The following is a 24,028-nucleotide window of genomic DNA, read 5'->3' on the forward strand; positions in this document are numbered from 1 at the left end:
CGCACCCGTTCAAGCGAGGCCGAAGGGCAGATTCGGCGAAGACACCACGCGTTCGCCCACCGCTTCGCCGCGCAGGAAGCGCAGCGCCGCGGCGATGACGCCGGCGTCGCCCGCGATGCGGTTGTGGCCCAGGCCCTGCGTGCTGAGCAGGCGCGAGTCCGCCCAGTAGCGCGCGTAACGCTCGCCTTCGGCCCACGGCACTTCCTGGTCTTCCACGTCGTGGACGATCAGCGCGGGGCGGCCGATGCGCGGCACCGTGTGGTGCGCCTGCAGGCTGTCGAAGGTGACGCCCACGCTCGCTTCGAAACCGGCGATGAGTCCACGCCACAGCCGCTGCGGCAGGCGCACCAGACGCGCGAAGCGGTAAGCGGCGTCTTCGGGATCGGCGGCGGGGGCGATCAGCACGATGCGTTCGGCCTGCAGGCCCTGCGCGAGCGCAACGCTGGCGGCGGCCCCCCCGAGCGAATGCGCGACCAACGCCGCCGCCGGCCCGAAGCGGCGTGCGACGGCGAGCAGCGTGCTGGCGAAATCCGGCAGCGTGGTGCGTTCGCCGGTGCTGCGCCCGTGCGCGGGCTGGTCGAACGCGACGACGGCGTAACCCGCCGCGCGCAACGCCGGCACCCACGCCAGGAAACGCGTGCCATGGCTCGACCAGCCGTGCGCGAACAACACGTAGGGCTGCGATGCCGGATCGCCCCACGCATACGTCGCGATGCGGTGGCCATCGAGGTCGAAGCTGTCGCAGGTCGCATCGCCCACCGGCGCCTGCAACGCCCGCGCGCGGCTGCTTTCGAACGGCGTGGAGAACAACGCGCCAGCGCGGCGCAACGTCGCGGCCGGATCGAACGCGCTCCCGACACGCATGACGGCGCGCATCCACAGCAGGGGAAGGGCGGATCGAACGGTCGTGCTAATTCTGGAGGCGGCGATGGTCATGGGGGAACTCCGCGAAGGATCAGCGTGGGGCGTGGTGGGCGATCCAGCGCTCGATCGCGCGGTCGCCGTGGTGTCGCGCCACGTCGTAGCCGAACAGGCCGGCTTCGTGGTGGGCGGCGAGGGGAATGGCGTAGAGCTCGAAGACGCATTGTTCGACGTCGTCGGCGGCGAGGTGGCCGCAATCGATCGCCTGCTGCACGGCGCGATGAAGTTCGGCGCGCCAGCGCGTTTCGTTGTGCAGCACCTGGTCGCGCAACACGCCGGGCCGGTCGTCGTATTCCATGACGGAGCCGACCAGCACGCAGCCACCGCGCTGCGTGCCGCGCACCCATTCGAACCAGTTGCGCATGATGGCGCGCACGCGCGGCAGGCCACGCGGTTGCGCCAGCGCGGGGATGAGCACGGCGTTGCCGAAGCGCAGCGCGGCTTCTTCCAGGACGGCGAGCTGCAGGTCTTCGCGCGAACCGAAGTGCGCGAACACGCCGCTCTTCGACATGCCGACCGCGGTGGCCAGCGGGCCGATCGACAGGCCTTCCACGCCGGAGGCGCGGGCGATGTCGTAGGCGCGGGCCACGATGGATTCGCGGGTGGCGGCGCCTTTCGACGTGGCGGTCAGGGTGGTCATGGCGGCGGACAATAGCACGACCGTTCGTATCTGGAAGACCGTTTGTCGGCCCCGCCGAAAAAACTAGTCGCGATACCGCTTCAGCAGGTCGCCGTAAGCGTCGATCCGGCGATCCCGCAGGAACGGCCAGATGCGGCGGACGTGTTCGCTGCGGGCCATGTCGACTTCGGCCATCAGGATTTCGGGCTCGCCCTTGGCCTCGGCCAGGAATTCACCCTGCGGCCCCAGCACGTGGCTCGAGCCCCAGAACTGGATGCCCGACGTGCCGAGCGGCGAGGCTTCATGACCGACGCGATTGCAGCTCAGCACCGGCAGCCCGTTGGCGACGGCGTGGCCGCGGTGGCTGAGGATCCACGCGTTGCGCTGGCGATCCTTCTCGGCCTGGTCGTCGTCCGGATCCCAGCCGATCGCGGTGGGATACAGCAGCAGTTCCGCGCCGGCGAGCGCCATCAGGCGCGCGCCTTCGGGATACCACTGGTCCCAGCACACCATCAGGCCGAGGCGGCCGACCGACGTGTCGATCGGTTCGAAGCCGAGGTCGCCGGGCGTGAAGTAGAACTTTTCGTAGAAGCCCGGATCGTCCGGGATGTGCATCTTGCGGTACTTGCCGGCGGTGCTGCCGTCGGCGTCGAAGACGACCGCGGTGTTGTGGTACAGGCCCGCCGCGCGCTTTTCGAACAGCGAGCTCACCAGCACGACGCGGTGTTGTTTCGCGAGCGCGGCCAGGCGTTCGGTGCTGGGGCCCGGGATTTTTTCGGCGAGGTCGAATTCGCTGACGTCTTCGTGCTGGCAGAAGTACGGGCCGTTGTGCAGTTCCTGCAACAGCACGAGCTTCGCGCCGCGCCTGGCGGCTTCCGCGACGCGCGCTTCGATGACCGCGAGGTTCTCTTCCGCGCCGCCGTGGTTGCGTTCCTGGATCAGCGCGACGGGCAGGGTCTTCTTCGCGGTCATCGGATCAATCCTTGCGGCAATTGCATGGTGATGCAGTGCAGGCTGCCGTTCTGCCAGATCAGCGAACGGCACGGCACCTGCACGATCTCGCGGCCCGGGAAGGCCTGCGCCATGACGGCGGCCGCGGCATCGTCGGCGGTATCGCCGTACGCCGGCATGAGCACCGCGCCATCCACGATCAGGAAGTTCGCATACGAGGCGGCGAGGCGACGGCCTTCGTCGACGATGGGCTTGGCCCACGGCAGCGGATACAGGCGATACGGTTCTTCGTCGCGCGTGCGCAATGCGGCGATGTCTTCGGCCATCGCGCGGAGCTCGATGAAGTGTGAATCGGATTCGTCGTCGCAGGCCTGGAACACGATCGCGTCGTCCGGCGCGAAGCGCGCCAGCGTGTCGATATGAGCGTCGGTGTCGTCGCCTTCGAGATACCCGTGGTCGAGCCACAGCACGCGATCCTGCACGAGCCAGTCGCGCAGTCGCTTGTCGAGCTGCGTGCGCGACAGGTCCGGATGGCGTTCGTGCAGGCACGTCCACGTGGTGAGCAGCGTGCCGGCGCCGTCGGTTTCGATCGCGCCGCCTTCCAGCGCGAAGTCGATCGATTCGCGCGTGGCATCGGTGAACACGCCGGCGTCGACGAGGTGTTCGATCAGTTGGTCGTCGCGACTCGCTTCGAATTTGCCGCCCCAGCCGGTGAATCGGAAATCGAGCAGCTTGAAGCCGTTCGGCGTGCGCAGGGTGATCGGGCCGGAATCGCGCAGCCACGTGTCGTCGTAGTCGACTTCGACGAAACGCACGCGCGACAGGTCGACGCGCGAGGAACGCAGGCGCGCTTCGGCATACGTCTGCAGGTCGGCGTCGGCCACGCAGACCACCACGTTCGTGCGGGGCACGAGCGCGGCGACGAGCGCGATGTAGGTTTCTTCGACGTCGCCCAGGCGCGCGGCCCAGTCGGTGTCGGCGTGCGGCCAGGCGATGAGGACCGCGGACTGGGGTTCCCATTCCGCGGGGAACCGCTCCTGGTCGGAGCGGAGGAGGGCTTCGGGCATCAGCGGATCGCGGGTTTCGGGCCTACTTCGTTGGCGTCGGCCTTGTTGGCCACCGCATCGATGACGCGGCTCTTTTCGAAGTAGACGGTGAAGGTGGGGTAGGTCCAGCGGTTGATGGTCGGCCACTGGCGCTTCTGGCCGCCGCGCGGGTCGAGCTGGTCGGCCGGCTTGCCGTACTTCGCTTCGACCTGCTGCATCGTCATGCCGCGCGCCGGCATGGCCGCGCTGTTTTCCTGCTGCACGCGCTCGACGAGGAGCGTGTCGCCCTCGGTCACGACGGCCTGCGGGGTCGCTTCCTGCGCGAAGGCGGCGCCGGCGAAGGCGAGGGCGAACAACATCGGCACCACGGTACGCATGTTCATCGCGAGCACTCCCCTTGTGAATGGGGCGGATTGTAAGCACAAGGATGCAGGGGACGGGATTACGCCCCCGTCACGGTTCCGGGCATCACTGGCCGCGGAAACGAGAAAGCCGCCTTGCGGCGGCTTTCGTTTGATCGCAAGGAACTGCGTATCAGCGCTGGCGCGCCTTGAAACGCGGGTTGGACTTGCAGATCACGAAGACCTTGCCACGACGGCGGACCACCTTGCAGTCGCGGTGACGGGCCTTCGCGGACTTCAGGGAGGACAGGACCTTCATGACGAACCTCGGCAACGAATCGGATGGATGGAATGCGCGCCGCAGGGTGCGACGGGCAGGGCGGTAACGCGAAGCCGCGCATTCTGCCGGCTTTTCTTCGCCCGCTCAAGTGGTTGCGGCACGCAGTTACAATCCCGCCCCATGACCGACGCCCCGATCGACCCGTCCCGCGCCCCCGTCCTCACCATCGACGGCCCCTCCGGCTCCGGCAAGGGGACCATCAGCCGCCACGTGGCCCGCGCCCTGGGCTGGCATTACCTGGACTCCGGCGCGCTGTACCGGGCGGTGGGCATCGCGGCCAGCTGGGCCGACATCGACCTGTCCGACGCCTCGGCCCTGGTCCGCTGCACCTTCGATACCGAGATCGAGTTCGGGGACGAAGTGGGCGACGAGCCCCGCGTGATCGTCAACGGCCTGGACGCCACCGATGAGCTTCGGACGGAAACGGCCGGTGCCGCGGCCTCGGCCATCGCCGCCATCCCCGAAGTGCGGGCCGCCCTCAAGGATCGCCAGCGCGCCTTCCGCCGCGCCCCGGGCCTGGTGGCCGACGGCCGCGACATGGGGACCGTGATCTTCCCCGACGCCGGCATCAAGGTGTTCCTCACCGCCAGCGCCGACGAAAGGGCCGAAAGGCGCTATAAGCAGTTGAAGGAAAAAGGAGTTTCCGTTACATTGCCCGGCCTGCTGCGCGAGATCCTCGCCCGTGACGCACGCGATGCGAACCGGGCGGTGGCGCCCTTGCGGCCGGCCGATGACGCCGTCCGCATCGACACCACCGGGCTTTCGATCGACGCCGTCGTCGAACGCGTGCTGGCCTTGCTGCCGGCGCGCTGACGCCACGCTTCGCCGAAGCCCCGCACTGCAGGCAACCGCTCTCCGCGCATCCCGCGCGGCGGGTTCCATTCCTCCAACCCCCTGGCCCTTCATCCCGAAGCGCCACCTGAGAATTCCCTAATGTCAGCTGCAATGACCGAATCTTTTGCCGAACTGTTTGAAGAGAGCCAGGCCGGACTCGCCAAGCTCAAGCCGGGTTCCATCGTCACCGGCATCGTGGTCGAGGTGCGTACCGACGTCGTCGTGATCAACGCCGGCCTCAAGTCCGAAGGCATCGTGCCCATCGAACAGTTCCGCAACGACGCCGGCGAGATCGACGTGGGCGTGGGCGACGAAGTGAAGGTCGCGCTCGACTCGCTCGAGAACGGCTTCGGCGAAACCGTGCTGTCCCGCGAGAAGGCCAAGCGCGCGATGGTGTGGGACGAACTCGAGCAGGCGCTCGAGAAGAACGAAACGATCACCGGCCGCATCAGCGGCAAGGTCAAGGGCGGTTTCACCGTCGACATCAAGGACGTCCGCGCGTTCCTGCCGGGCTCGCTGGTCGATGTGCGCCCCGTGCGCGACCCGGTGTACCTGGAAGGCAAGGAACTCGAGTTCAAGCTCATCAAGCTCGACCGCAAGCGCAACAATGTCGTCGTCTCCCGCCGTGCGGTGGTCGAGAGCGAACATTCGGAAGAGCGCGAGCAGCTGCTCGAGAAGCTGGTCGAAGGCGCCGTGCTCAAGGGCGTCGTCAAGAACCTCACCGACTACGGCGCGTTCGTGGACCTCGGTGGCATCGACGGCCTGCTGCACATCACCGACATGGCCTGGAAGCGCGTGCGCCATCCGTCCGAAGTCGTGGAAGTCGGCCAGGAGCTGGACGTCCGCGTGCTCAAGTACGACCGCGAGCGCAACCGCGTCAGCCTCGGCCTGAAGCAGCTGGGCGAGGATCCGTGGGACAACATCGCGCGTCGCTACCCGGCCAACACCCGCGTGTTCGGCAAGGTCAGCAACGTCACCGATTACGGCGCGTTCGTCGAGATCGAGCCGGGCGTGGAAGGCCTGGTCCACGTGTCCGAAATGGACTGGACCAACAAGAACGTCAACCCGTCCAAGGTCGTGCAGGTCGGTGACGAAGTGCAGGTCATGGTGCTCGACGTCGATGAAGAGCGTCGCCGCATCTCGCTCGGCATGAAGCAGGTCACCAGCAATCCGTGGGAGACCTTCGCGGCCATCCACAAGAAGAACGACAAGGTGTCGGGCCAGATCAAGTCGATCACCGACTTCGGCATCTTCATCGGCCTGGACGGCGGTATCGATGGCCTGATCCACCTGTCGGACATCAGCTGGAACTCCACCGGCGAAGACGTGGCGCGCAACTACAAGAAGGGCGACACGCTGGAAGCCGTGGTCCTGGCCGTCGACCCGGAACGCGAGCGCATCTCGCTCGGCGTCAAGCAGCTCGAGCAGGATCCGTTCGGCCAGTACATGGCGACCAATCCGAAGGGCACGAAGGTCAAGGGCACCGTCAAGGAAGTCGACGCCAAGGGTGCGACGATCGACCTCGGCGACGGCGTGGAAGGCTACGTCTCGGCGCGCGACATCTCGTACGACCGCGTGGACGATGCCAGCCAGCACCTCAAGGTGGGCGACCAGGTCGAAGCGAAGTTCATCGGCATGGACCGCAAGGGCCGCACGCTGCAGCTGTCGATCAAGGCCAAGGACGAAGCGGATACCGCCGAAGCCATGGCCGAGTACAACAAGGTGTCGGACGCCGCCAGCGGGACCACCAAGTTGGGTGCCCTGTTGCGCGAGCAGCTCAACAGCAACAAGTCCGAGTAAGGCAACAAAGCACGACGGCGGCCCGGTCATTCGGGCCGCCGTTCGTACACCCCGCTCTTCGTAAAGCTGCCCATTCCTGCGACCGACGAGCCGCACTGCATGACCAAGTCCGAACTGATCGAGATCCTCTCCGCGCGCCAGGGCCACCTGAAGGCGGACGACGTCGATCTCGCGGTGAAGTCGCTGCTCGAAATGATGGGCGCGTCGCTGTCCGGCGGCGAGCGCATCGAAATCCGCGGATTCGGCAGCTTCTCGCTGCACTACCGTCCGCCGCGCCTGGGGCGCAACCCGAAGACCGGCGATTCCGTCGCCCTCCCGGGCAAGCATGTTCCGCATTTCAAGCCGGGCAAGGAGCTGCGCGAACGCGTCAGCGACGTGTTGCCCGTCGAGCCCGATGCCTGATCCCTCGAGGCCTCGGCTAAGCTGGTGGCCCTCGCAACCGGACCACGCGATGGAGCCGCGGCAACGATGATCCGAGTGTTCCGCTTCCTGTTCGCCGTTGCCTGCCTCGTGGCGGGCCTCGTCGTCGGCGTCCTCAATCCCCAACCTGCCGTGCTCGATCTCGGGTTCGCCAACGCGTCCGCTTCGCTGGGCGTGGTGGTGCTGATCGCCGTGCTGGTCGGTTTCCTCGCCGGCGGCCTCGCGCTCGCGGCGAGTGTCGTGTGGCCCATGCGCCAGCGCCTGCGTCGCGCGCAGTCCGCGGCGCCGCCGCCGCCCACGTTCCCGCAAGGATCCTGATCGGTGGCCTTCATCAACGAGTGGTTCTGGTTCTTCCTGCTGCTGCCCATCGCGGCGGCGAGCGGCTGGCTGATCGGCCGGCGCGGCGGCGAACGCCATAGCGACACGCAGGTCAGCCGCCTGTCCACCACGTACTTCCGCGGCCTGAACTACCTGCTCAACGAACAGCCCGACAAGGCGATCGAAGTCTTCCTGCGCATCGCCGAGCTCGACAAGGACACGTTCGAGACGCAGGTGGCGCTGGGGCATCTGTTCCGGCGTCGCGGCGAAGTGGACCGCGCGATCCGGCTGCACCAGGCGCTCGTGCAACGCCCCGACCTGTCGGACCAGCAGAAGGTCCAGGCACTGCTCGCACTGGGCGAGGACTACATGCGATCGGGCCTGCTCGATCGCGCCGAAACGGTGTTCACCGATCTCGTGCGCCTGGACATGCGCGCCCCGCAGGCGCTCAAGCATTTGATCGGCATCTACCAGGCCGAGCGCGACTGGGGCAAGGCGATCGAGAACGCCACGCGCTTCGAGGAAGCCACCGGCGAGCCGATGGGCAAGCTGGTCGCGCAGTTCGAATGCGAACTCGCCGACCGCCATCGCGCCGCGGGCGAGAACGAAGCCGCACGCGCCGCCGTCGCACGCGCGTACGAAGCCGACGCCAACTCCGTGCGCGCCGGCATCCTCGAAGGCCGCATCGAACTGGAAGCCGGCAACGACGGCGCCGCCATCCGCGCGTTCGAACGCGTGGCGCGCATCGATCCGGACTACTTGCCGGAAATCCTCCCGCAACTCTTGCCGTGCTACGACCGCGTCGGCGATGCGCCGGGCGCGCGCAACTTCCTCGGCGAGATGATCGAACACTACCGCGGCGTCGCCCCCGTGCTGGCGCTGACGCAGATGGTGGAAGCGGAGCAGGGCGTGCCCGCCGCGCGCGAATGGCTCGCGCTGCAGTTGAAGGATCGTCCGTCCGTGCGCGGCGAAGCGGCACTCATCGACCTCACGCTCGCCGACGGCGCCGATCCCACCGCGACGCTGCACGACCTCAAGCACATCACGGACCAGTTGCTGGTGCGCAACCCGAGCTACCGCTGCAACCGCTGCGGCTTCGGCGCACGCGCGCACCATTGGCAATGCCCCAGCTGCAAGGAATGGGGTTCGGTGAAGCCGCTGCTGAACTACGCGGTCGTTTGATGACCCTGTCTGCGCTGCTGCTGGCGTGCTTCGCGATCGGGGCAGGCGGAACCTGGCTCGCGCGGCGTTATGCGTTGCGCCATGCGTTGCTCGATTCGCCCGGCGAACGTCGCGCGCATACGGTGCCCACGCCGCGCGGCGGTGGCATCGGGATCGTCGTGGCCCTGCTGCTCGCGGGCGTGCTGCTGCTGGCCGTGCGTGCCGGCTCGGTCGACGTCCGCCTCCTGCAAGGCACACTGCCGGGCCTCGCGCTCGTCGCACTCGTCGGCCTGCTGGATGACCACGCGTCGATGTCCCCGTGGTTGCGCCTGCTGGTGCATGGCGTCGCCGCCGCGTTGCTCGCATGGGCCACGTGGTGGGCCACCGGAAGTGGCTGGCATGCCGTCGTCGCCTTCGGGCTGGCGCTCGTGCTGACGAACATCTGGAACTTCATGGATGGCATCGACGGCATCGCTGCGACGCAGGCGGTCCTCGTCGCCGGCGCGGTCGCCATCGCGGGCCGCGACACGTGGACGACGTGGGCGCTCGTGCTCGCCGCCGCGACGCTCGGCTTCCTGCCCTTCAACGTGCCGAAGGCGCGCATCTTCCTCGGCGACGTCGGCAGCGGGGCGCTCGGGTTCGCCATCGCCGCGCTCATCGTCGGGCGCATCGGCAACGCATCGCCGGTCGCTGCCCTGGCTTGGTGCCTGCCCATTTCCGCCTTCGTGATCGACGCGACGCTGACCCTGGCGCGCCGCGTGCTGCGCGGCGAACGCTGGTGGGAACCGCACGCCCAGCACGCCTACCAGGCGTGGGCCCGCAGGCGCGGGACTCACATGCCCGTCACGCTGGCCTATGCCGGATGGACCCTGGTGGCGATCGCACTCATGCACGCGCTGTCCTGCGCGACCCCCGTTGTCGTGTTCTTGTCCTGCCTCGCGTGGTATACCGCCGGCGCCGGGCTCTGGCGGTGGCTGCAAGGACCGACGAGGCAAGGAACGGAACCCCCCGCGGTGAAGGAGACCACCGGACAATGAAGACCTGGCGCATGCAATGGGCCTCTGCACTGCCGCGATCGGCCGTCGTGCTGCACGACCTGGCCATGGTGTGGCTGTGCTGGCATGGATTGCGCCTGTTGCGCTATTCGCTGGCCGAAATCGCCACCCGGCAACCGCTGTGGTCCACCGAGGACGCGATCGTCCTGCTCGCGCAGGGCCTGGTGCTGTGGCGCGTGGGCCTGTACCGCGGCCTGTGGCGCTTTGCCAGCGTGCCCGACCTGTTCAACCTGGCCAAGGCCGCGATCTTCGGCACGATCGCGATCGGCCTGGGCCTGTTCCTCTACAACCGGCTCGACGAAGTCCCGCGCACGGTGCTGCTGCTGTATCCCTTCGCGCTGGTCGGCCTGCTGGGCGCGCCGCGCTTGGTGTACCGCGCGTGGAAGGAACACACCCTCGCGCGCAACCGCACCGCCGCGGTGCGCGTGCTGATCCTCGGCGCCGGCCGCGCGGGCGAAGCGCTCGTGCGCGACCTGCGCCGCACCGGTGCCTACGAACCCGTCGGCTTCCTCGACGACGCGGCGCAGTTGCGCGGCAGCAAGGTGCAGGGCGTGCCCGTGCTCGGGCAGATCGCTTCGATCGAAGAGATCGCACGCGAAACCGCGGCGCGCCTGCTGGTCATCGCGATGCCGTCCGTGCACGCCTCGCTGCTGCAGCGCGTGGTCGCCGCATGCGAACGCACGGGCCTGCCGTTCCGCATGGTGCCGCGCCTGGACGACATGCTCGAAGGGCGTTCGTTGCCGGGCGAACTGAAGGAAGTCGCGATCGAAGACTTGCTCGGCCGCAGCCCGGTGATGCCGGACTGGAAGTCGATCCGCGGCTGGCTCGGCGGGCGCTCGGTGCTGGTCACCGGCGGCGGTGGTTCGATCGGCGCGGAGCTGTGCCGCCAGTGCGCAAAGCACGGTGCGCGCCGCGTGGCGGTCGTCGAGATCGACGAACTCGCGCTGACCACGATCGTCACCGACCTGCACCGCGATTTCCCGGACCTGGACTGCGTGCCGGTCCTCGGCGACTGCGGCGATCCCGCCGTCGTCGCGCATGCCTTGCGCCTCGCCGAACCGGACGCCGTCTTCCATGCCGCCGCCTACAAGCAGGTGCCGTTGCTCGAAGCGCAACTGCGCGAAGCCGTGCGCAACAACGTGCTCGCCACCGAAACCGTGGCCGTCGCATGCCGCGAAGCGGGCGTCGGCACCTTCGTGCTGATCTCCACCGACAAGGCGGTCGATCCGGTCAACGTGCTCGGCGCCACCAAGCGCCTGGCGGAAATGGCGTGCCAGGCGATGGCGGACCGGCGCTCCACGCGCTTCGTCACCGTGCGGTTCGGCAACGTGCTCGATTCGGCCGGCAGCGTGGTGCCGCTGTTCCGCGAACAGATCCGCAAGGGCGGGCCGGTGACGGTCACCGATCCGGAAGTCACGCGCTTCTTCATGACGATCCCGGAAGCCTGCCAGCTGATCCTGCAGGCCTCGGCGATCGGTTCGCACGAAGCGGTGTACACGCTCGACATGGGCGAACCCGTCGCGATCCGCCTGCTCGCCGAGCAGATGATCCGCCTGGCGGGCAAGCAACCGGGCCGCGACATCGCGATCGTGTACTCGGGCCTGCGCCCCGGCGAGAAGCTGCACGAGACGCTCTTCCACGCCGACGAGCGCTATCGCCCCACGTCGCACCCGAAGATCCTGCAGGCCGAAGCGCGGGCCGTGCCGGGCGAAGCCACGTTCGAAGCGCTGCGCGTCCTGCGCGAAGCCACCGCGCGCTACGACGTCGACGCCCTGTTCAAGCAACTGCGGTCCGCCGTGCCGGAATTCTCGCCTGCACCTGTTGTGCACGTCGCGCCAGCCACCGTGGTGGCCTTCCCCGCACGCAACGCACGCAAAACCTGATGACCCCCACCAACAAACGCATCCGCACCGCCGTCTTCCCCGTCGCCGGGCTCGGCACGCGCTTCCTGCCGGCCACCAAGACGGTGCCGAAGGAAATGCTGCCGATCATCGACAAGCCGCTGATCCAGTACGCGGTGGACGAAGCCATCGAAGCCGGCTGCGAAACGCTCGTCTTCGTGACCAACCGCTACAAGCACGCGGTCGCCGATTACTTCGACAAGGCCTACGAGCTCGAACAGAAACTCGAACGCGCCGGCAAGCACGAGCAGCTGGAACTGGTGCGCAACGTGCTGCCGCCGCACGTGCGCGCGGTGTTCGTGACGCAGGCCGAAGCCCTGGGCCTGGGACACGCCGTGTTGTGCGCCAAGCCTGTCGTGGGGGACGAACCCTTCGCCGTGCTGCTGCCCGACGACCTGATCTGGAACCGCGGCCCCGGCGCACTGAAACAGATGTCCGACCACGCGCAGGCCACGGGCGCCAGCGTGCTCGCGGTGCAGAACGTGCCCGCCGACAAGACCGGCAGCTACGGCATCGTCGACACCGACGAATTCACCGGCCGCCAGGGCCGCATCAACGCGATCGTCGAGAAGCCCGATCCGAAGGACGCGCCGAGCACGCTCGCCGTCGTCGGCCGCTACGTGCTCAGCCCGCGCATCTTCGACCTGCTGGAACAGGTGAAGCCCGGCGCCGGCGGCGAGATCCAGCTGACCGATGCGATCGCCGCGCTGTTGAAGGAAGCGCCCGTCGATGCCTATCGCTTCAAGGGCACGCGCTTCGACTGCGGCACGCACATCGGCCTGATCGAAGCGACGATCCGCTACGCGCTGGACCACGAGACGCTGAGCGAGGCCGCTGCGAAGACGATGCAGACGGCGCTGGACGAACTGGGCGTGGTCGAACTGAAGTAACGCGTCGCGCGTCAGCCGTAACGCCACCACGCATACGCCGTCCACGCCAGCAGGATCGCGGCGAGGGCGAGCAGGGCGGTGCCGAACACTTCGACGCGGCGCGCCCAGGCGAACGCGTCGCGGTCGCGCAGCACGCGCACGTCGCGCCAGGTTTTCCAGTCGCGCGGCGGGAAGCGGCCTTCGAGGCGACTGGCCAGGGCGAAGCGACGCATCGCAATGCCCAGTGCGCCGGCGGGCAAGGCCAGGCCCAGGCCGAGCGCGGCGAAGAGGCGGCGCAACCACGTGTACGTGCTGCCGGGATCGCTGGAATGCAGCACGGCGCCCATGTGCGCGAGCCACGTGTTGAGTTGCCACAGCAACACGCCGCACAGCGCCGCGACGAGCGCGAGCAGGGCGAGGCTGCGGTTGCGGTAGGCTTTGTCGGCGCGATGGATGTCCATGGCGCCATCACACGTGCTCGCCGCCACGATGTCCAGCCCGCCCGTCAGCTATTACCGCGCAACCGTCCCCGCGTCGGCCCCGAGGCCCGCGCCGTCGGGCAGAAGTGCGACGCGCGTCTGCATCGTGGGGGGCGGCTTCGCGGGATTGAACACGGCGCTCGGCCTGGCCGAACGCGGCGTGCGCGACGTCGTGTTGCTCGAAGCGGAGACCGTGGGCCACGGCGCGTCGGGTCGCAACGGCGGCTTCGTGTTCGGCGGGTTCTCGCGCGGCGAGGGCGCGTTGCTGCACGACCTCGGACCCGATCGCGCCCGTGCGCTGTATCGCGGCACGCTCGACGCAGTGGAATTGATCCGCGCGCGCACCGATCGTTACGCGATCGACTGCGAGCGCACCGATGCCGGCGTGATCTGGGCGAACTGGTTCCGCGATCCGGACGTGCTGCGCGCGCGCCAGCGCCTGCTGCAGGAATCTTTCGGCGTCGACTGGCAATGGATGCCGCGCGAACAGGTCCGCGACGTGCTGCGCACCGATCGCTACACCGACGCCTTGTTCGAACCGCAGGCCTTCCACTTCCATCCGCTGAAATACGCGCGCGGCATCGCGGCGGCGGCCGAAGGGCAGGGCGTGCGCATCCACGAGCACGCGCCGGTCGTCGCGCTGGAACGCCAGGGCGCCGGCTGGAAGGTGCGCACCGCCTCGGCGGAGATCGATGCCGAGCACGTCGTGCTGGCCTGCGGCGGTTACCTCGCAGGATTGCGCCGCGACGTGGACGCCAGCGTGTTGCCGATCGCCACCTACGTGATGGTCACCGAACCGCTCGGCGATCGCCTGCACGATGCGATGCGCACGCGCGCCGCGGTGTACGACACGCGCTTCGCATTCGATTACTACCGCCCGCTGCCCGATACGCGCCTGCTGTGGGGCGGTCGCATCTCGATCCTCAACCGCGACGCGCGCGCGGTCGAACGCGTGTTGCGGCGCGACCTGCACCGCGTGTTCCCGCAGCTCGATGGCGTGGGCGTGGACTTCGCGTGGTCGGGCCTGATGAGTTACGCGCGGCATGAGATGCCGCAGGTCGGGCGCATCGATGACGGTCTGTGGCTGGCGCAGGCGTTCGGGGGCCACGGCGTGGCGCCGACGACGTTCGGCGGCGAAACCGTCGCCGCCGGCATTGCGCACGGCGACGAAGGTTGGAAGGAACTCTCGCGTTACGGCCTGGACCCGGCGTACAAGCCGGTGGGCTTCCTCGCCGCGCAGGCGAGTTACTGGTCCGCGCAGTGGCGCGACGCCTGGAAGGCGCGCGCCACCTAGGTCACACGCGTTCGAAGATGCCCGCGGCGCCCATGCCGGTGCCGATGCACATCGTCACCAGGCCGTACTTCTGCTGGCGGCGCTGGAGGCCGTGCACGATCGTCGCGGTGCGCACCGCGCCGGTCGCACCGAGCGGATGGCCGAGCGCGATCGCGCCGCCCAGCGGATTGACCTTCGACGGATCCAGCTTGCTGTCGCGGATCACCGCCAGCGCCTGCGCAGCGAAGGCTTCGTTGAGTTCGATCCAGTCGATCTGGTCGAGCGTGAGGCCGGCGCGCTGCAACGCCTTCGGAATCGCGGCGATCGGGCCGATGCCCATGATGTCGGGTTTGACGCCTGCGACCGCGAAGCTCGAGAACTTCGCGAGCGGCGTGAGGCCGTAGTCCTTGATCGCCTGTTCCGAAGCCAGCAGCACCGCCGCCGCACCATCGCTCATCTGCGAACTGTTGCCCGCCGTGACCGTGCCGCCGAACTGACCGTTGCGGAACACGGGCTTGAGCTTGGCGAGCCCTTCGAGCGTGCTGTCCAGGCGCGGACCTTCGTCGATGGCGACCTTGCGGCGGACTTCCTGGATCACGTTGCCGTCGGGCAGGTGCGAGATCACTTCATACGGCGAGATCTCGGAGGTGAACTCACCGGCCTGGATCGCCGCGATCGCCTTCTGGTGCGAGGCGAGCGCGAACGCATCCTGGTCTTCGCGCGACACCTTCCACTGTTCGGCCACTTTCTCGGCGGTGATGCCCATGCCGTAGGCGATCGCGACGTTGTCGTTGTTCGCGAACACCTGCGGGCTCAAGGCGACCTTGTTGCCCATCATCGGCACCATCGACATCGATTCGGTGCCGCCGGCGAGCATCAGGTCGGCGTGGCCCATGCGGATCTGGTCGGCGGCCAGCGCGACGGCCTGCAAGCCCGACGAACAGAAGCGGTTGATCGTCTGCGCCGCGATGGTGTGCGGCAAACCGGCGAGCAGCAGGCCGATGCGCGCCACGTTCATGCCTTGCTCGGCCTCGGGCATCGCGCAGCCGATGATGGCGTCGTCGATGCGCGAAACGTCGATGCCCGGCGCCTGCGCGACCACGCTGTGCAGCACGTGCGCGAGCATGTCGTCGGGACGGGTGTTGCGGAACACGCCGCGCGGCGCCTTGCCGACCGGCGTACGGGTGGCGGCGACGATGTAGGCGTCCTGCATTTGCTTGGTGGTCATGTGCGTTCTCAGTTCCTGAGCGGCTTGCCGGTCTTCAGCATGTGCGCGATGCGTTCCTGGGTCTTCGGCATCTGCGCCAGCGCGACGAAGTGTTCGCGTTCCAGGCGCAGCAGCCAGTCTTCGTCGACCAGCGAACCGCGATCGATCTCGCCGCCGCACAGCACGGTGGCGATGCGCGTAGCGATTTCGTAGTCGTGCGGCGAGATGAAGCGGCCTTCCAGCATGTTGACGAGCATCATCTTGAACGTGGCGATGCCGACGTCGCCGGCGACTTGCACGCGGCGCGCGGGCAGGGGCGGGCGATAGCCGCCTTCGGCCAGCGCGCGGGCATGCGCGCGGGCGACGTGCAGCAGCTCGTAGGCGTTGAACACGACCGGGTCGCCGTCGCGCGCGAGCTTGAGCGCCTTCGCTTCGAACGCGGAGGTCGACACCTTGCCCATCGCGACGCTTTCGAACGCGGTCTTGAGCTGCGCGAACACATCGCCGCCGGGGCCGGCCGCGTCGGACGCACGCACCGCGAGTTCCTTCAGGCCGCCACCCGCAGGCAGCAAGCCGACGCCCGCTTCGACGAGGCCGACATAGCTTTCGAGCCCGAACACCGTGCGCGCCGCGTGCATCTGGAATTCGCAGCCGCCGCCGAGCGCGAGCCCGCGCACCGCGGCGACGACGGGCACCAGCGCGTACTTGATGCGCTGGCTGGTCGCCTGGAACTGCGCGACCATCGCTTCGAACCCCTTGACGTCGCCGGCCTGCAACAGGCCCAGCGCACCGGCGAGGTCCGCGCCGGCGGAGAAGGGTTCCTTCGGTTGCCAGATCACCAGGCCGCGGAAGTCGCGTTCGGCGATCGCCACGGCTTCCTGCAGGCCGGACAGCACCTGGTCGTTCACCGTGTGCAGCTTGGTCTTGAAGCCGACGACGGCGATGTCGTCGCCTTCGTCCACCCACATGCGCACGCCGTCGTTCTCGAACACGGTGCGGCCCTGCGAGGCCTTCTCGCCCAGCAGCGGATCGGGGAAGCGCTGGCGCGCGTACACCGGGTTGTCGGAGCGCGGCACCATCGCGTTGCGCGCGGGGCTGAAGCTGCCCGTCGGCGCATGCACGCCATCGCGGCCATCGAACACCCAGTCCGGCAGCGGCGCCGTGCTCATCGCCTTGCCGCCCACGATGTCTTCGGCGATCCAGTCGGCGACCTGCTTCCAGCCCGCGGCCTGCCAGGTTTCGAACGGACCGAGCGACCAGCCGTAGCCCCAGCGCAGCGCGAGGTCGACGTCGCGCGCGGTGTCGGCGATGTCGGCCAGGTGGTAGGCGCTGTAGTGGAAGGTGTCGCGGAAGCAGTTCCACAGGAACTGCGCCTGCGGATGCGTACTCGCGCGCAGGGCGGCGAACTTCTTCGCGGGGTCGCGTTCCTTGAGCAGCGCGGCGACGTCCGGATCGATGTCGCTGTTCGACGCGCGGTAGTCCTGCGCCGCGAGGTCGAGGACGAGGATGTCCTTGCCGCGCTTGGTGTAGAAGCCCGCACCGGCCTTCTGCCCGAGCGCGCCCTTCGACACGAGGGCCTGCAGCCAAGCCGGCGCCTGGAAGTACGCGTGCCACGGATCATCCGGCAGCGTGTCGGCCATCGTCTTGATGACGTGCGCCATCGTGTCGAGGCCGACGACGTCGGCCGTGCGATACGTCGCCGACTTCGGGCGGCCGATCGCCGGGCCCGTCAGCGCATCGACGGTGTCGAAGCCGAGCTTGCCCTGTTCGGTGTGGTGCATCGCGGCCAGCATCGAGAACACGCCGATGCGGTTGCCGATGAAGTTCGGCGTGTCCTTGGCGATCACCACGCCCTTGCCGAGCGTGGTGACGAGGAAGGACTCGAGCGCGGCGAGGATGGCGGGCTCGGTGGTCTTCGCCGGGATGAGTTCCGCCAGGTGCATGTAGCGCGGCGGGTTGAAGAAGTGCACGCCGCAGAAGCGGTGGCGCAGGGCTTCGGGCAGTACGCCGGCGAGCGCATCGATACCGAGGCCCGAGGTGTTGCTGGCGAGCACCGCGTGGTCCGGCACGAACGGCGCGATGCGCTTGTACAGGTCCTGCTTCCAGTCCATGCGTTCGGCGATCGCTTCGATCACCAGGTCGCAGCCGCGCAGCAGTTCCAGGCCCGTGTCGTAGTTGGCCGGCACGATGCGTTCGGCGAGCGATGCGGTGGCGAGCGGGGCAGGCGAGAGCTTCGCGAGGTTCGCGATCGCCTTCGCAGCGATCCCGTTCGGATCGCCTTCCTTCGCCGGGAGGTCGAACAACACCGTGTCGACGCCCGCATTGGTGAGGTGCGCGGCGATCTGCGCCCCCATGACACCAGCCCCGAGCACCGCGGCGCGGCGCACAAGCAAGTTCTTAGACATGTTTCTTAAGTCCTTGAAACGAAATGTGAAAGATCGTGTTCTTGAGAAACCACTTCAACTCTTGAAGCCGGCCGCCGCGAAGCGGATCAACTCCTTCGCCGCGTGCTCGCGATGTGCGGATTCGGAGACGCCGGACGGCCGCTTGATCAGGCCGAAATCCGCCATGGCATAGGTGAGTGCGCCGGACAGGAAATCCAGCCGCCAGTACAGCGCTTCCTTCGTCAGCCCCGGCATGCAGCCGGCGATCGCCTTCGCGAAATCGCGCAGCACGTGGCCGTACTGGTCGGAGAGGAACTTGCGCAGGCCGTCGTTCTTTTCCGCGTAGGCGCGGGCGATCACGCGGATGAAGGCGCCGCCGCCGTGGCGGTCCTGCGCCATCGCCAGCGCCGGTTCGACGAAGGCGGCGAGGATGGGTTCGAGGTCGCCCGGGTGGTCCTTCTGGGCAACTTTCAACGCGGCCAGGCGCGCGGCGCTCATGTCGTCCATGCGGCGGCGGAAGACCTCGTTGACCAGGTTTTCCTTGCTGCCGAAGTGGTAGTTGACCGCGGCGATGTTGACGTCGGCACGGCTGGTCACCTGGCGCAGCGACGTGCCGGAAAACCCGTACTGGGCGAACAGTTCTTCGGCGGCACCGAGGATCCGGTCCTTGGTGGAGAAATGGGCGGTGGCGGTCATGGCGGGGTCTCGCTGCGGGGCCGGCAAGCGGCCGTTCGAATCAAACGCTTGTTTGATGCTAGTCCGTACGCCGACGTATCGTCAACGCCGCGCACCCCACGCCCCGGTGAACGCGACAGGGTTCCACGCGTGCATCGAACGTGTTCAGTGGTTAGAATCGCCGCCAGCCATATCGGCTAAACCCGCGTCCCGCCGCGGGTTTTTCTGTTATCTTCGGCCCCGCGCAAAGACGGGTCCGACATTAGCCCGGAGAGTTTCCCCATGGCGCTGGAGCGCACCCTTTCGATCATCAAGCCCGATGCCGTTGCCAAGAACGTCGTCGGCGAAATCTATTCCCGTTTCGAGAAGGCCGGCCTGAAGGTCGTGGCCGCCAAGATGAAGCACCTGTCGAAGCAGGAAGCGGAAGGTTTCTACGCCGTGCACCGCGAGCGCCCGTTCTTCAGCGCGCTGGTCAACTTCATGAGCTCCGGTCCGGTGATGATCCAGGCACTGGAAGGCGAAGGCGCCGTGCTGAAGAACCGCGACCTGATGGGCGCCACCAATCCGAAGGATGCCGCGCCGGGCACGATCCGCGCCGACTTCGCCGATTCGATCGACGCCAATGCCGTGCACGGTTCCGACTCGCTGGAAAATGCCGCGATCGAAATCGCGTACTTCTTCCCGGCCACGGACGTCTACACGCGTTGAGCGACATGACCGCGATCGCCGCCAAGCAGAACCTGCTCGACCTCGATCGCGAGGGACTGGAGCGCTTCTTCGCCGACACGCTCGGCGAGAAGCGTTTCCGCGCCCACCAGGTGATGAAGTGGATCCACCATCGCCACGTCACCGACTTCAATGAAATGACCGACCTCGGCAAGGCGCTGCGCGCCAAGCTCGAGGACAGCGCGCACGTGCTCGTGCCGAAGGTGCAGTTCGAAAAGCCTTCGCTGGACGGCACGCACAAGTGGCTGCTCGGCATGGATGGCGGCAACGCCATCGAAACCGTCTTCATCCCCGACAAGGGCCGCGGCACGCTGTGCGTGTCGTCGCAGGTGGGCTGTGCGCTCAACTGCCAGTTCTGTTCCACCGCCACGCAGGGCTTCAACCGCAACCTCTCCACCGCCGAGATCATCGGCCAGGTGTGGGTGGCCGCGAAGCACCTGGGCAACGTGCCGCATCGCCAGCGCAAGCTCACCAACGTGGTGATGATGGGCATGGGCGAGCCGCTGATGAATTTCGACAACGTCGTGCGCGCGATGAGCGTGATGCGCGACGACCTGGGCTTCGGCCTGGCCAACAAGCGCGTCACGCTGTCCACCGCCGGCATGGTGCCGATGATCGACAAGCTGGGCGAGGTGAGCGACGTGTCGCTCGCCGTGTCGCTGCATGCGCCGAACGACGAGCTGCGCAGCGAGCTGGTGCCGCTCAACAAGAAGTACCCGATCGCCGAGCTCATGGCCTCGTGCGAGCGTTACGTTGCGCGCAAGCGCGGCAGTTCGATCACCTTCGAATACACGCTGATGAAGGGCGTCAACGACCAGCCGCAGCATGCGAAGCAACTCGCGCGCCTGATGCACAAGTTCGACAACGCCGTGCAGATGAAGGACGCGGCGAAGGTCAACCTGATTCCGTTCAATCCCTTCCCCGGCACGCGCTTCGAGCGCTCGGCCGACGAAGACATCCGCGCCTTCCAGAAAACCTTGCAGGAAGCGCGCGTGCTGGCCACGGTCCGCAGGACGCGTGGCGACGACATCGATGCCGCATGCGGCCAGCTGAAGGGGCAGGTACTTGATCGGACCCGGCGACAGGCGGAATTCCGCAAGCACCTGGCAGAACAGGGGATCGGCGATGCGGCCGCGTAAGGCCCTCGCACTGCTCCTGCTCTTGGCCCTTGCCGGGGCCGGCTGTTCGCGCGTTGCCCTGTTCAAGACCGATCCGTCCCGCAAGGACTTCGATCGCGTCGCCGAACCCGTCGAAGTGCACGACACCGCCGCCAGCCGCGAGCGCGACACCGCACGCCTGGCCGCCGACCGCTCGCAGCAGAAACTCCTCGAAGGCGACCTCGACGCCGCCGAAGCGCAGGCCAACAAGGCGCTGAAGGCGGACCCGAAGCTCGCCGACGCCTACACGCTGCTCGCCGTCATCGCCGACCGCCGCGGCAACAGCGCGCTGGCGGGCACGCAGTACATGCGCGCCGCGGAACTCGACCCTTCCGGCGCCACGCTCAACAACTACGGCACCTGGCTGTGCACCAACGGCCGCGCGGCGGAATCGCTGCCGTGGTTCGACAAGGCCCTGCAGGATCCCTCGTACCGCTCGCGCACCAGCGCGATGGCCAACGCGGGCAAGTGCACGCTGGATGCCGGCCGCCCGCTCGACGCCGAGCAGATGCTGCGCGCCACGTTGCAGATGGACCCCAACGATCCGGTGGCCCTGGGCACGATGGCCAGCATCGCGTTCCGCGCCGGGCGTTACATGGAAGCGCGCGCGTTTTCCGAGCGCAGGCTCGCCGCGGCGGCGGTCACGCCCGAAGCGCTCCAACTTGCGTCACAGATCGAAGACAAACTCGGCGACAGTGCCGCATCCGCGCGCTACGTTCGCCGCCTGAGGGAAGAGTTCCCCGGCGTTGCGCAGGGGAACGCGGGGGGATCGAAAGCACCATGATGGACGCCGATCACTACGTTTCCGAGTCGGGGGTGGGCCTGCGCCTGCGGAAGGCGCGCGAGGCCGCCGGCTTGTCGCTGGAAGACGTCGCCGCGCAGTTGCACATGCCGTCGCGCGTCGTGCAGTCGCTGGAAGAAGAAGACTGGGCCCGCCTGGGCGCACCGGTGTTCGTGCGCGGGCAACTGCGCAGCTACTCGCGCCTGCTCGGGCTGGTCACCTCGACCACCATCGCCGCCTCCGGCGTCGCACCGATCGAACCGCCGGCGCTCGTGCCGCGCAGCTACACCCCGCGCATGCACCGGCTCATCGAGCAGGGCACGCGGCGGATGGTCTACATCGTGATCACCGCGGCGATCGTCGTGCCCGTGTGGCTGGCGACCAAACCGCATCTGAACAGCACGCGCGATCCGGCCACCGTGCAATCGCTCGATGCACCGGCCGCGGGCGCACCGTCGCTCGGCCAGGCCACCTCGGTGCAGCACCCCGCCTCCGAAGCGCCGGTGGTGGCGTCGATGACGCCGTCGCTCGCGCCGCGCCCGTCCGCGCAGCCCGCATTGATCCTGCGTTTTTCGGGCGACAGCTGGATCCAGGTGCAGGCGCCGGATGGCCGCACGCTCGAGAAAAGCCTGGTGCCCGCGGGCTCCACGCGCAGCTACGTGGCCGGTGAAGTCGGCCGTGTGACCCTGGGCAATGCGTCGGCCGTGGCGGTCCAGCAAGGCGACCGCGCGCAGGACCTCACGCCCTTCCGCCGTGCGAACGTCGCACGCTTTCAGGTATCCTCCGACGGCTCTCTGGCGCCGGTCCGCGACTGACGCAGGGCCACGCAGGCAGGTCGACACGGTGGTGCGACGTGCGCGCGTGCGCAATCCGCATCCCCCTGAACGACTCATAGAAAAAGCCCAGAGGCAGCATGGCGATCGACGACCTGCTCGACGAACACGAACAAAGCGAACGCGTCCGCGGCTGGCTGCGCAACAACGGCGGCGGCCTGGTGATGGGCATCGCCCTCGGCCTTGCCGCCATCGGCGGCTGGCAGTGGTGGCAGCAGAAGCAGGTGGGCGAACGCCTCGCCGCCGCGCAGCAATACGACACGCTGGTGCACGAGGTGCAGGCCGGCGACGTCAAGAAGGCGCAGGGCACCGCCGCCACGCTGGTGAAGTCCGGCAACGACTACGCCGCGCTCGCCGCGATGCAGCTGGCCAAGAAGCAGGTGGAGGCCGGCGACACCACGCAGGCCATCGCCACGCTGCGCGCCGTGCAATCGAAGGATCCGGCCATCGCCGCCGTACTGCAGTCGCGCCTGGCGCGCCTGCTCATCGACGATGGCAAGCCGCAGGACGCCCTCGCGCTCCTCGGCGACAAACCCACGGGCGCAGCCGCGCTCGAAGCCCGCGGCGACGCGTTGTATGCGCTCAAGCGCACCGACGACGCCCGTGCCGCCTACACGCAGGCGCTGGCGAAGCTCGACGTGGCCATGCCGCAGCGCCGCGTCGTCGAACTCAAGCTCATCCAGGTCGGCGGCAACCCGACCCGTCCGGAGAACCGCAGCTGATGAAGGCCCCCACGCCAGTGAAGTCGTCCGTGCAACGCGTTTCGCTCGTCCTGTGCTGCGTGATCGCGCTGGCCGGCTGTTCCACCGTCAAGGGTTGGTTCGGCGCCGGCAAGGACGAGAAGAAAGCGCTCGAGCCCGCCGAGCTCACCGAGTTCACCCCGACCGCCACCGTCAAGAAGCTGTGGTCGGCGAAGGCCGGCGGCGGCGAAGGCGCGATCGGCGTGCGCCAGGGTCCGTCGGTCGCCGACGGCAAGGTGTTCATGGCCGCGGTCGAAGGCGGCGTGCGCGCGGTGGACCTGCAGACGGGCGCCGAAGCCTGGAAGTGGGATCCCAAGCGCGAGAAGGGCAAGGAAAAACTGCGCCTGTCCGGCGGTCCCGGCGCGGGCAACGGCCTGGTCGTGGTTGGCGGCCTGGACGGCGAAGTGATCGCGCTCGACGAGAGCACCGGCGCCGAGAAGTGGCACGCCCGCGTGGGCAACGAAGTCATCGCCGCGCCCGTCATCGGCGAAGGCCTGGTGTTCGTGCGCGCCAACGACGGCGTGGTCACCGCGTTCGATGCCGCCTCCGGCGAGCGTCGCTGGTTCTGGCAGCGCGAACTGCCCGCGCTCACCGTGCGCGGCAACGATTCGGTCGCGCTCGGCCCGGGCTTCGTGTTCGTCGGCAACGACGACGGCTCGGTCACCGCGCTGTCGTCCACCGACGGCCGCCTGCTGTGGGAACAGTCCGTCGCCCAGGCCGAAGGCCGCAGCGAACTGGACCGCATGTCCGACATCGACGGCACGCCCGTGATCGACGGCACCACGCTGTACGCCACCAGCTTCAAGAAGCAGACCATGGCGATCGACGGCCCCAGCGGCCGCCCGATCTGGCAGCGCGACAACGGCGGCGCCGGCCGCGTGGGAAACGGCAGCGACCGCGTGGTCGTCGCCGATCCCGCCGGCGCGGTGTGGGCCATCGACAAGGCCACCGGCGGTTCGTTGTGGCAGCAGCCCGCGCTCGCGCGCCGCAACCTCGCGGGTGTGGCGGTGCAGGGCGATTACGCCGTGGTCGCCGACTACGACGGGTACGTGCACTGGCTGCGCCTGGACACCGGCGCGTTCGCCGCGCGTTCGCGCGTCGGCGGCGATCCCGTGCGCGCCACCCCCGTCGTGGCCGACGGCGTGCTGCTCGTCCAGAACATCGACGGCGAAGTCACCGCGTTCCGCATCCAGTAAC

The 24,028-nt window shown here is 68.3% G+C and carries 25 protein-coding genes; 15 read left to right on the forward strand and 10 right to left on the reverse strand.

Features of this window, described 5'->3' with window-relative positions; all coding sequences use genetic code 11:
• Positions 1 to 9: 9 nt before the first annotated feature.
• The 6 genes from LYSCAS_RS14095 to ykgO all read right to left on the reverse strand — a co-directional run bounded on the left by LYSCAS_RS14095 (position 10) and on the right by ykgO (position 4,197).
• A complete protein-coding gene (locus LYSCAS_RS14095) occupies positions 10 to 864 on the reverse strand; it encodes an alpha/beta hydrolase (RefSeq protein ID WP_244858554.1) in 855 nt (284 codons plus the stop codon).
• A gap of 91 nt (positions 865 to 955) precedes the next feature.
• A complete protein-coding gene (locus LYSCAS_RS14100; RefSeq protein WP_213434685.1) occupies positions 956 to 1,561 on the reverse strand; it encodes a TetR/AcrR family transcriptional regulator in 606 nt (201 codons plus the stop codon).
• Between the two features lie 63 nt (positions 1,562 to 1,624).
• Entirely contained in the window at positions 1,625 to 2,512 is an 888-nt protein-coding gene (locus LYSCAS_RS14105; RefSeq protein WP_213434686.1) for a carbon-nitrogen hydrolase, read from the reverse strand.
• Entirely contained in the window at positions 2,509 to 3,558 is a 1,050-nt protein-coding gene (locus tag LYSCAS_RS14110) for an agmatine deiminase family protein (RefSeq protein ID WP_213434687.1), read from the reverse strand. Before LYSCAS_RS14110 ends, LYSCAS_RS14105 begins: the two co-directional genes overlap by 4 nt.
• Entirely contained in the window at positions 3,558 to 3,920 is a 363-nt protein-coding gene (locus LYSCAS_RS14115; protein ID WP_213434688.1) for a hypothetical protein, read from the reverse strand. The genes LYSCAS_RS14110 and LYSCAS_RS14115 overlap by 1 nt, the downstream gene beginning before the upstream one ends.
• A 151-nt stretch (positions 3,921 to 4,071) precedes the next feature.
• On the reverse strand, positions 4,072 to 4,197 hold the full coding sequence (gene ykgO, locus LYSCAS_RS14120) for a type B 50S ribosomal protein L36 (protein WP_010342887.1): 126 nt from the start codon (positions 4,195 to 4,197) through the stop codon (positions 4,072 to 4,074).
• 141 nt (positions 4,198 to 4,338) lie between these two features.
• Here ykgO and cmk point away from each other — a divergent pair, with 141 nt between their 5' ends.
• The 8 genes from cmk (at position 4,339) to galU (ending at position 12,597) form a co-directional block, all read left to right on the forward strand.
• Positions 4,339 to 5,031: a (d)CMP kinase gene (gene cmk / locus LYSCAS_RS14125; RefSeq protein ID WP_213434689.1), complete on the forward strand. Its 693-nt coding sequence runs from the start codon at positions 4,339 to 4,341 to the stop codon at positions 5,029 to 5,031.
• Between the two features lie 132 nt (positions 5,032 to 5,163).
• Positions 5,164 to 6,852, forward strand: coding sequence for a 30S ribosomal protein S1 (gene rpsA / locus LYSCAS_RS14130; RefSeq protein WP_213434690.1), 1,689 nt, complete (start codon positions 5,164 to 5,166; stop codon positions 6,850 to 6,852).
• A gap of 99 nt (positions 6,853 to 6,951) precedes the next feature.
• Positions 6,952 to 7,254 carry an integration host factor subunit beta gene (locus tag LYSCAS_RS14135; RefSeq protein ID WP_213434691.1) on the forward strand — a complete coding sequence of 101 codons (303 nt, stop codon included), beginning with the start codon at positions 6,952 to 6,954 and terminating at the stop codon, positions 7,252 to 7,254.
• 66 nt (positions 7,255 to 7,320) lie between these two features.
• A complete protein-coding gene (locus LYSCAS_RS14140) occupies positions 7,321 to 7,590 on the forward strand; it encodes a LapA family protein (protein WP_213434692.1) in 270 nt (89 codons plus the stop codon).
• Between the two features lie 3 nt (positions 7,591 to 7,593).
• Positions 7,594 to 8,772 carry a lipopolysaccharide assembly protein LapB gene (gene lapB / locus LYSCAS_RS14145; RefSeq protein WP_213434693.1) on the forward strand — a complete coding sequence of 393 codons (1,179 nt, stop codon included), beginning with the start codon at positions 7,594 to 7,596 and terminating at the stop codon, positions 8,770 to 8,772.
• Complete coding sequence (locus LYSCAS_RS14150; protein WP_213434694.1) at positions 8,772 to 9,788, forward strand: MraY family glycosyltransferase; 1,017 nt, start codon at positions 8,772 to 8,774, stop codon at positions 9,786 to 9,788. Before lapB ends, LYSCAS_RS14150 begins: the two co-directional genes overlap by 1 nt.
• Positions 9,785 to 11,689, forward strand: a complete 1,905-nt coding sequence (locus tag LYSCAS_RS14155; RefSeq protein ID WP_213434695.1) for a polysaccharide biosynthesis protein — start codon at positions 9,785 to 9,787, stop codon at positions 11,687 to 11,689. Before LYSCAS_RS14150 ends, LYSCAS_RS14155 begins: the two co-directional genes overlap by 4 nt.
• Positions 11,689 to 12,597, forward strand: coding sequence for a UTP--glucose-1-phosphate uridylyltransferase GalU (gene galU / locus LYSCAS_RS14160; RefSeq protein ID WP_213434696.1), 909 nt, complete (start codon positions 11,689 to 11,691; stop codon positions 12,595 to 12,597). Before LYSCAS_RS14155 ends, galU begins: the two co-directional genes overlap by 1 nt.
• 11 nt (positions 12,598 to 12,608) lie before the next feature.
• On the opposite strand, the gene LYSCAS_RS14165 is transcribed toward galU, so the two are convergent.
• Positions 12,609 to 13,037, reverse strand: a complete 429-nt coding sequence (locus LYSCAS_RS14165; protein WP_213434697.1) for a hypothetical protein — start codon at positions 13,035 to 13,037, stop codon at positions 12,609 to 12,611.
• Between LYSCAS_RS14165 and LYSCAS_RS14170 the strand changes: the two genes are divergently transcribed.
• Complete coding sequence (locus LYSCAS_RS14170; protein ID WP_244858556.1) at positions 13,036 to 14,349, forward strand: NAD(P)/FAD-dependent oxidoreductase; 1,314 nt, start codon at positions 13,036 to 13,038, stop codon at positions 14,347 to 14,349. The genes LYSCAS_RS14165 and LYSCAS_RS14170 overlap by 2 nt on opposite strands.
• Before the next feature lies 1 nt (position 14,350).
• Here LYSCAS_RS14170 and LYSCAS_RS14175 read toward each other — a convergent pair whose 3' ends face one another.
• From LYSCAS_RS14175 to LYSCAS_RS14185, 3 genes are read right to left on the reverse strand one after another with little or no spacing between them, the layout of a single operon-like run.
• Positions 14,351 to 15,556 (reverse strand): acetyl-CoA C-acyltransferase, encoded by a 1,206-nt coding sequence (locus LYSCAS_RS14175; protein WP_213434698.1) that lies wholly within the window; start codon positions 15,554 to 15,556, stop codon positions 14,351 to 14,353.
• 8 nt (positions 15,557 to 15,564) lie between these two features.
• Positions 15,565 to 17,940 (reverse strand): 3-hydroxyacyl-CoA dehydrogenase/enoyl-CoA hydratase family protein, encoded by a 2,376-nt coding sequence (locus LYSCAS_RS14180; RefSeq protein WP_213434699.1) that lies wholly within the window; start codon positions 17,938 to 17,940, stop codon positions 15,565 to 15,567.
• Between the two features lie 54 nt (positions 17,941 to 17,994).
• Complete coding sequence (locus LYSCAS_RS14185; protein ID WP_213434700.1) at positions 17,995 to 18,615, reverse strand: TetR/AcrR family transcriptional regulator; 621 nt, start codon at positions 18,613 to 18,615, stop codon at positions 17,995 to 17,997.
• 261 nt (positions 18,616 to 18,876) lie between these two features.
• Between LYSCAS_RS14185 and ndk the strand changes: the two genes are divergently transcribed.
• From ndk to bamB, 6 genes are all read left to right on the forward strand, one after another.
• A complete protein-coding gene (gene ndk, locus LYSCAS_RS14190) occupies positions 18,877 to 19,302 on the forward strand; it encodes a nucleoside-diphosphate kinase (RefSeq protein WP_213434701.1) in 426 nt (141 codons plus the stop codon).
• Between the two features lie 5 nt (positions 19,303 to 19,307).
• Positions 19,308 to 20,459 carry a 23S rRNA (adenine(2503)-C(2))-methyltransferase RlmN gene (rlmN, locus tag LYSCAS_RS14195; protein WP_213434702.1) on the forward strand — a complete coding sequence of 384 codons (1,152 nt, stop codon included), beginning with the start codon at positions 19,308 to 19,310 and terminating at the stop codon, positions 20,457 to 20,459.
• Between the two features lie 22 nt (positions 20,460 to 20,481).
• Positions 20,482 to 21,261 (forward strand): tetratricopeptide repeat protein, encoded by a 780-nt coding sequence (locus LYSCAS_RS14200; protein ID WP_244858558.1) that lies wholly within the window; start codon positions 20,482 to 20,484, stop codon positions 21,259 to 21,261.
• A complete protein-coding gene (locus tag LYSCAS_RS14205) occupies positions 21,258 to 22,073 on the forward strand; it encodes a RodZ domain-containing protein (RefSeq protein ID WP_213434704.1) in 816 nt (271 codons plus the stop codon). The genes LYSCAS_RS14200 and LYSCAS_RS14205 overlap by 4 nt, the downstream gene beginning before the upstream one ends.
• 98 nt (positions 22,074 to 22,171) lie before the next feature.
• Positions 22,172 to 22,813 carry a YfgM family protein gene (locus LYSCAS_RS14210; protein ID WP_213434705.1) on the forward strand — a complete coding sequence of 214 codons (642 nt, stop codon included), beginning with the start codon at positions 22,172 to 22,174 and terminating at the stop codon, positions 22,811 to 22,813.
• Positions 22,813 to 24,027, forward strand: coding sequence for an outer membrane protein assembly factor BamB (gene bamB / locus LYSCAS_RS14215; protein WP_213434706.1), 1,215 nt, complete (start codon positions 22,813 to 22,815; stop codon positions 24,025 to 24,027). The genes LYSCAS_RS14210 and bamB overlap by 1 nt, the downstream gene beginning before the upstream one ends.
• The last annotated feature ends 1 nt before the right edge of the window (position 24,028 follow it).

This window comes from Noviluteimonas caseinilytica (assembly GCF_018406605.1).
Lineage (GTDB): Bacteria > Pseudomonadota > Gammaproteobacteria > Xanthomonadales > Xanthomonadaceae > Noviluteimonas > Noviluteimonas caseinilytica.

Excerpts from the sequence above, each read along its gene's own strand:
- LYSCAS_RS14095 (WP_244858554.1), bottom strand. The coding sequence starts at position 864 with ATGCGTGTCGGGAGCGCGTTCGATCCGGCCGCGACGTTGCGCCGCGCT.
- LYSCAS_RS14100 (WP_213434685.1), bottom strand. The coding sequence starts at position 1,561 with ATGACCACCCTGACCGCCACGTCGAAAGGCGCCGCCACCCGCGAATCC.
- LYSCAS_RS14105 (WP_213434686.1), bottom strand. The coding sequence starts at position 2,512 with ATGACCGCGAAGAAGACCCTGCCCGTCGCGCTGATCCAGGAACGCAAC.
- LYSCAS_RS14110 (WP_213434687.1), bottom strand. The coding sequence starts at position 3,558 with ATGCCCGAAGCCCTCCTCCGCTCCGACCAGGAGCGGTTCCCCGCGGAA.
- LYSCAS_RS14115 (WP_213434688.1), bottom strand. The coding sequence starts at position 3,920 with ATGAACATGCGTACCGTGGTGCCGATGTTGTTCGCCCTCGCCTTCGCC.
- ykgO (WP_010342887.1), bottom strand. The coding sequence starts at position 4,197 with ATGAAGGTCCTGTCCTCCCTGAAGTCCGCGAAGGCCCGTCACCGCGAC.
- cmk (WP_213434689.1), top strand. The coding sequence starts at position 4,339 with ATGACCGACGCCCCGATCGACCCGTCCCGCGCCCCCGTCCTCACCATC.
- rpsA (WP_213434690.1), top strand. The coding sequence starts at position 5,164 with ATGACCGAATCTTTTGCCGAACTGTTTGAAGAGAGCCAGGCCGGACTC.
- LYSCAS_RS14135 (WP_213434691.1), top strand. The coding sequence starts at position 6,952 with ATGACCAAGTCCGAACTGATCGAGATCCTCTCCGCGCGCCAGGGCCAC.
- LYSCAS_RS14140 (WP_213434692.1), top strand. The coding sequence starts at position 7,321 with ATGATCCGAGTGTTCCGCTTCCTGTTCGCCGTTGCCTGCCTCGTGGCG.
- LYSCAS_RS14150 (WP_213434694.1), top strand. The coding sequence starts at position 8,772 with ATGACCCTGTCTGCGCTGCTGCTGGCGTGCTTCGCGATCGGGGCAGGC.
- LYSCAS_RS14155 (WP_213434695.1), top strand. The coding sequence starts at position 9,785 with ATGAAGACCTGGCGCATGCAATGGGCCTCTGCACTGCCGCGATCGGCC.
- galU (WP_213434696.1), top strand. The coding sequence starts at position 11,689 with ATGACCCCCACCAACAAACGCATCCGCACCGCCGTCTTCCCCGTCGCC.
- LYSCAS_RS14170 (WP_244858556.1), top strand. The coding sequence starts at position 13,036 with ATGGCGCCATCACACGTGCTCGCCGCCACGATGTCCAGCCCGCCCGTC.
- LYSCAS_RS14165 (WP_213434697.1), bottom strand. The coding sequence starts at position 13,037 with ATGGACATCCATCGCGCCGACAAAGCCTACCGCAACCGCAGCCTCGCC.
- LYSCAS_RS14175 (WP_213434698.1), bottom strand. The coding sequence starts at position 15,556 with ATGACCACCAAGCAAATGCAGGACGCCTACATCGTCGCCGCCACCCGT.
- LYSCAS_RS14180 (WP_213434699.1), bottom strand. The coding sequence starts at position 17,940 with ATGTCTAAGAACTTGCTTGTGCGCCGCGCCGCGGTGCTCGGGGCTGGT.
- LYSCAS_RS14185 (WP_213434700.1), bottom strand. The coding sequence starts at position 18,615 with ATGACCGCCACCGCCCATTTCTCCACCAAGGACCGGATCCTCGGTGCC.
- ndk (WP_213434701.1), top strand. The coding sequence starts at position 18,877 with ATGGCGCTGGAGCGCACCCTTTCGATCATCAAGCCCGATGCCGTTGCC.
- rlmN (WP_213434702.1), top strand. The coding sequence starts at position 19,308 with ATGACCGCGATCGCCGCCAAGCAGAACCTGCTCGACCTCGATCGCGAG.
- LYSCAS_RS14205 (WP_213434704.1), top strand. The coding sequence starts at position 21,258 with ATGATGGACGCCGATCACTACGTTTCCGAGTCGGGGGTGGGCCTGCGC.
- LYSCAS_RS14210 (WP_213434705.1), top strand. The coding sequence starts at position 22,172 with ATGGCGATCGACGACCTGCTCGACGAACACGAACAAAGCGAACGCGTC.
- bamB (WP_213434706.1), top strand. The coding sequence starts at position 22,813 with ATGAAGGCCCCCACGCCAGTGAAGTCGTCCGTGCAACGCGTTTCGCTC.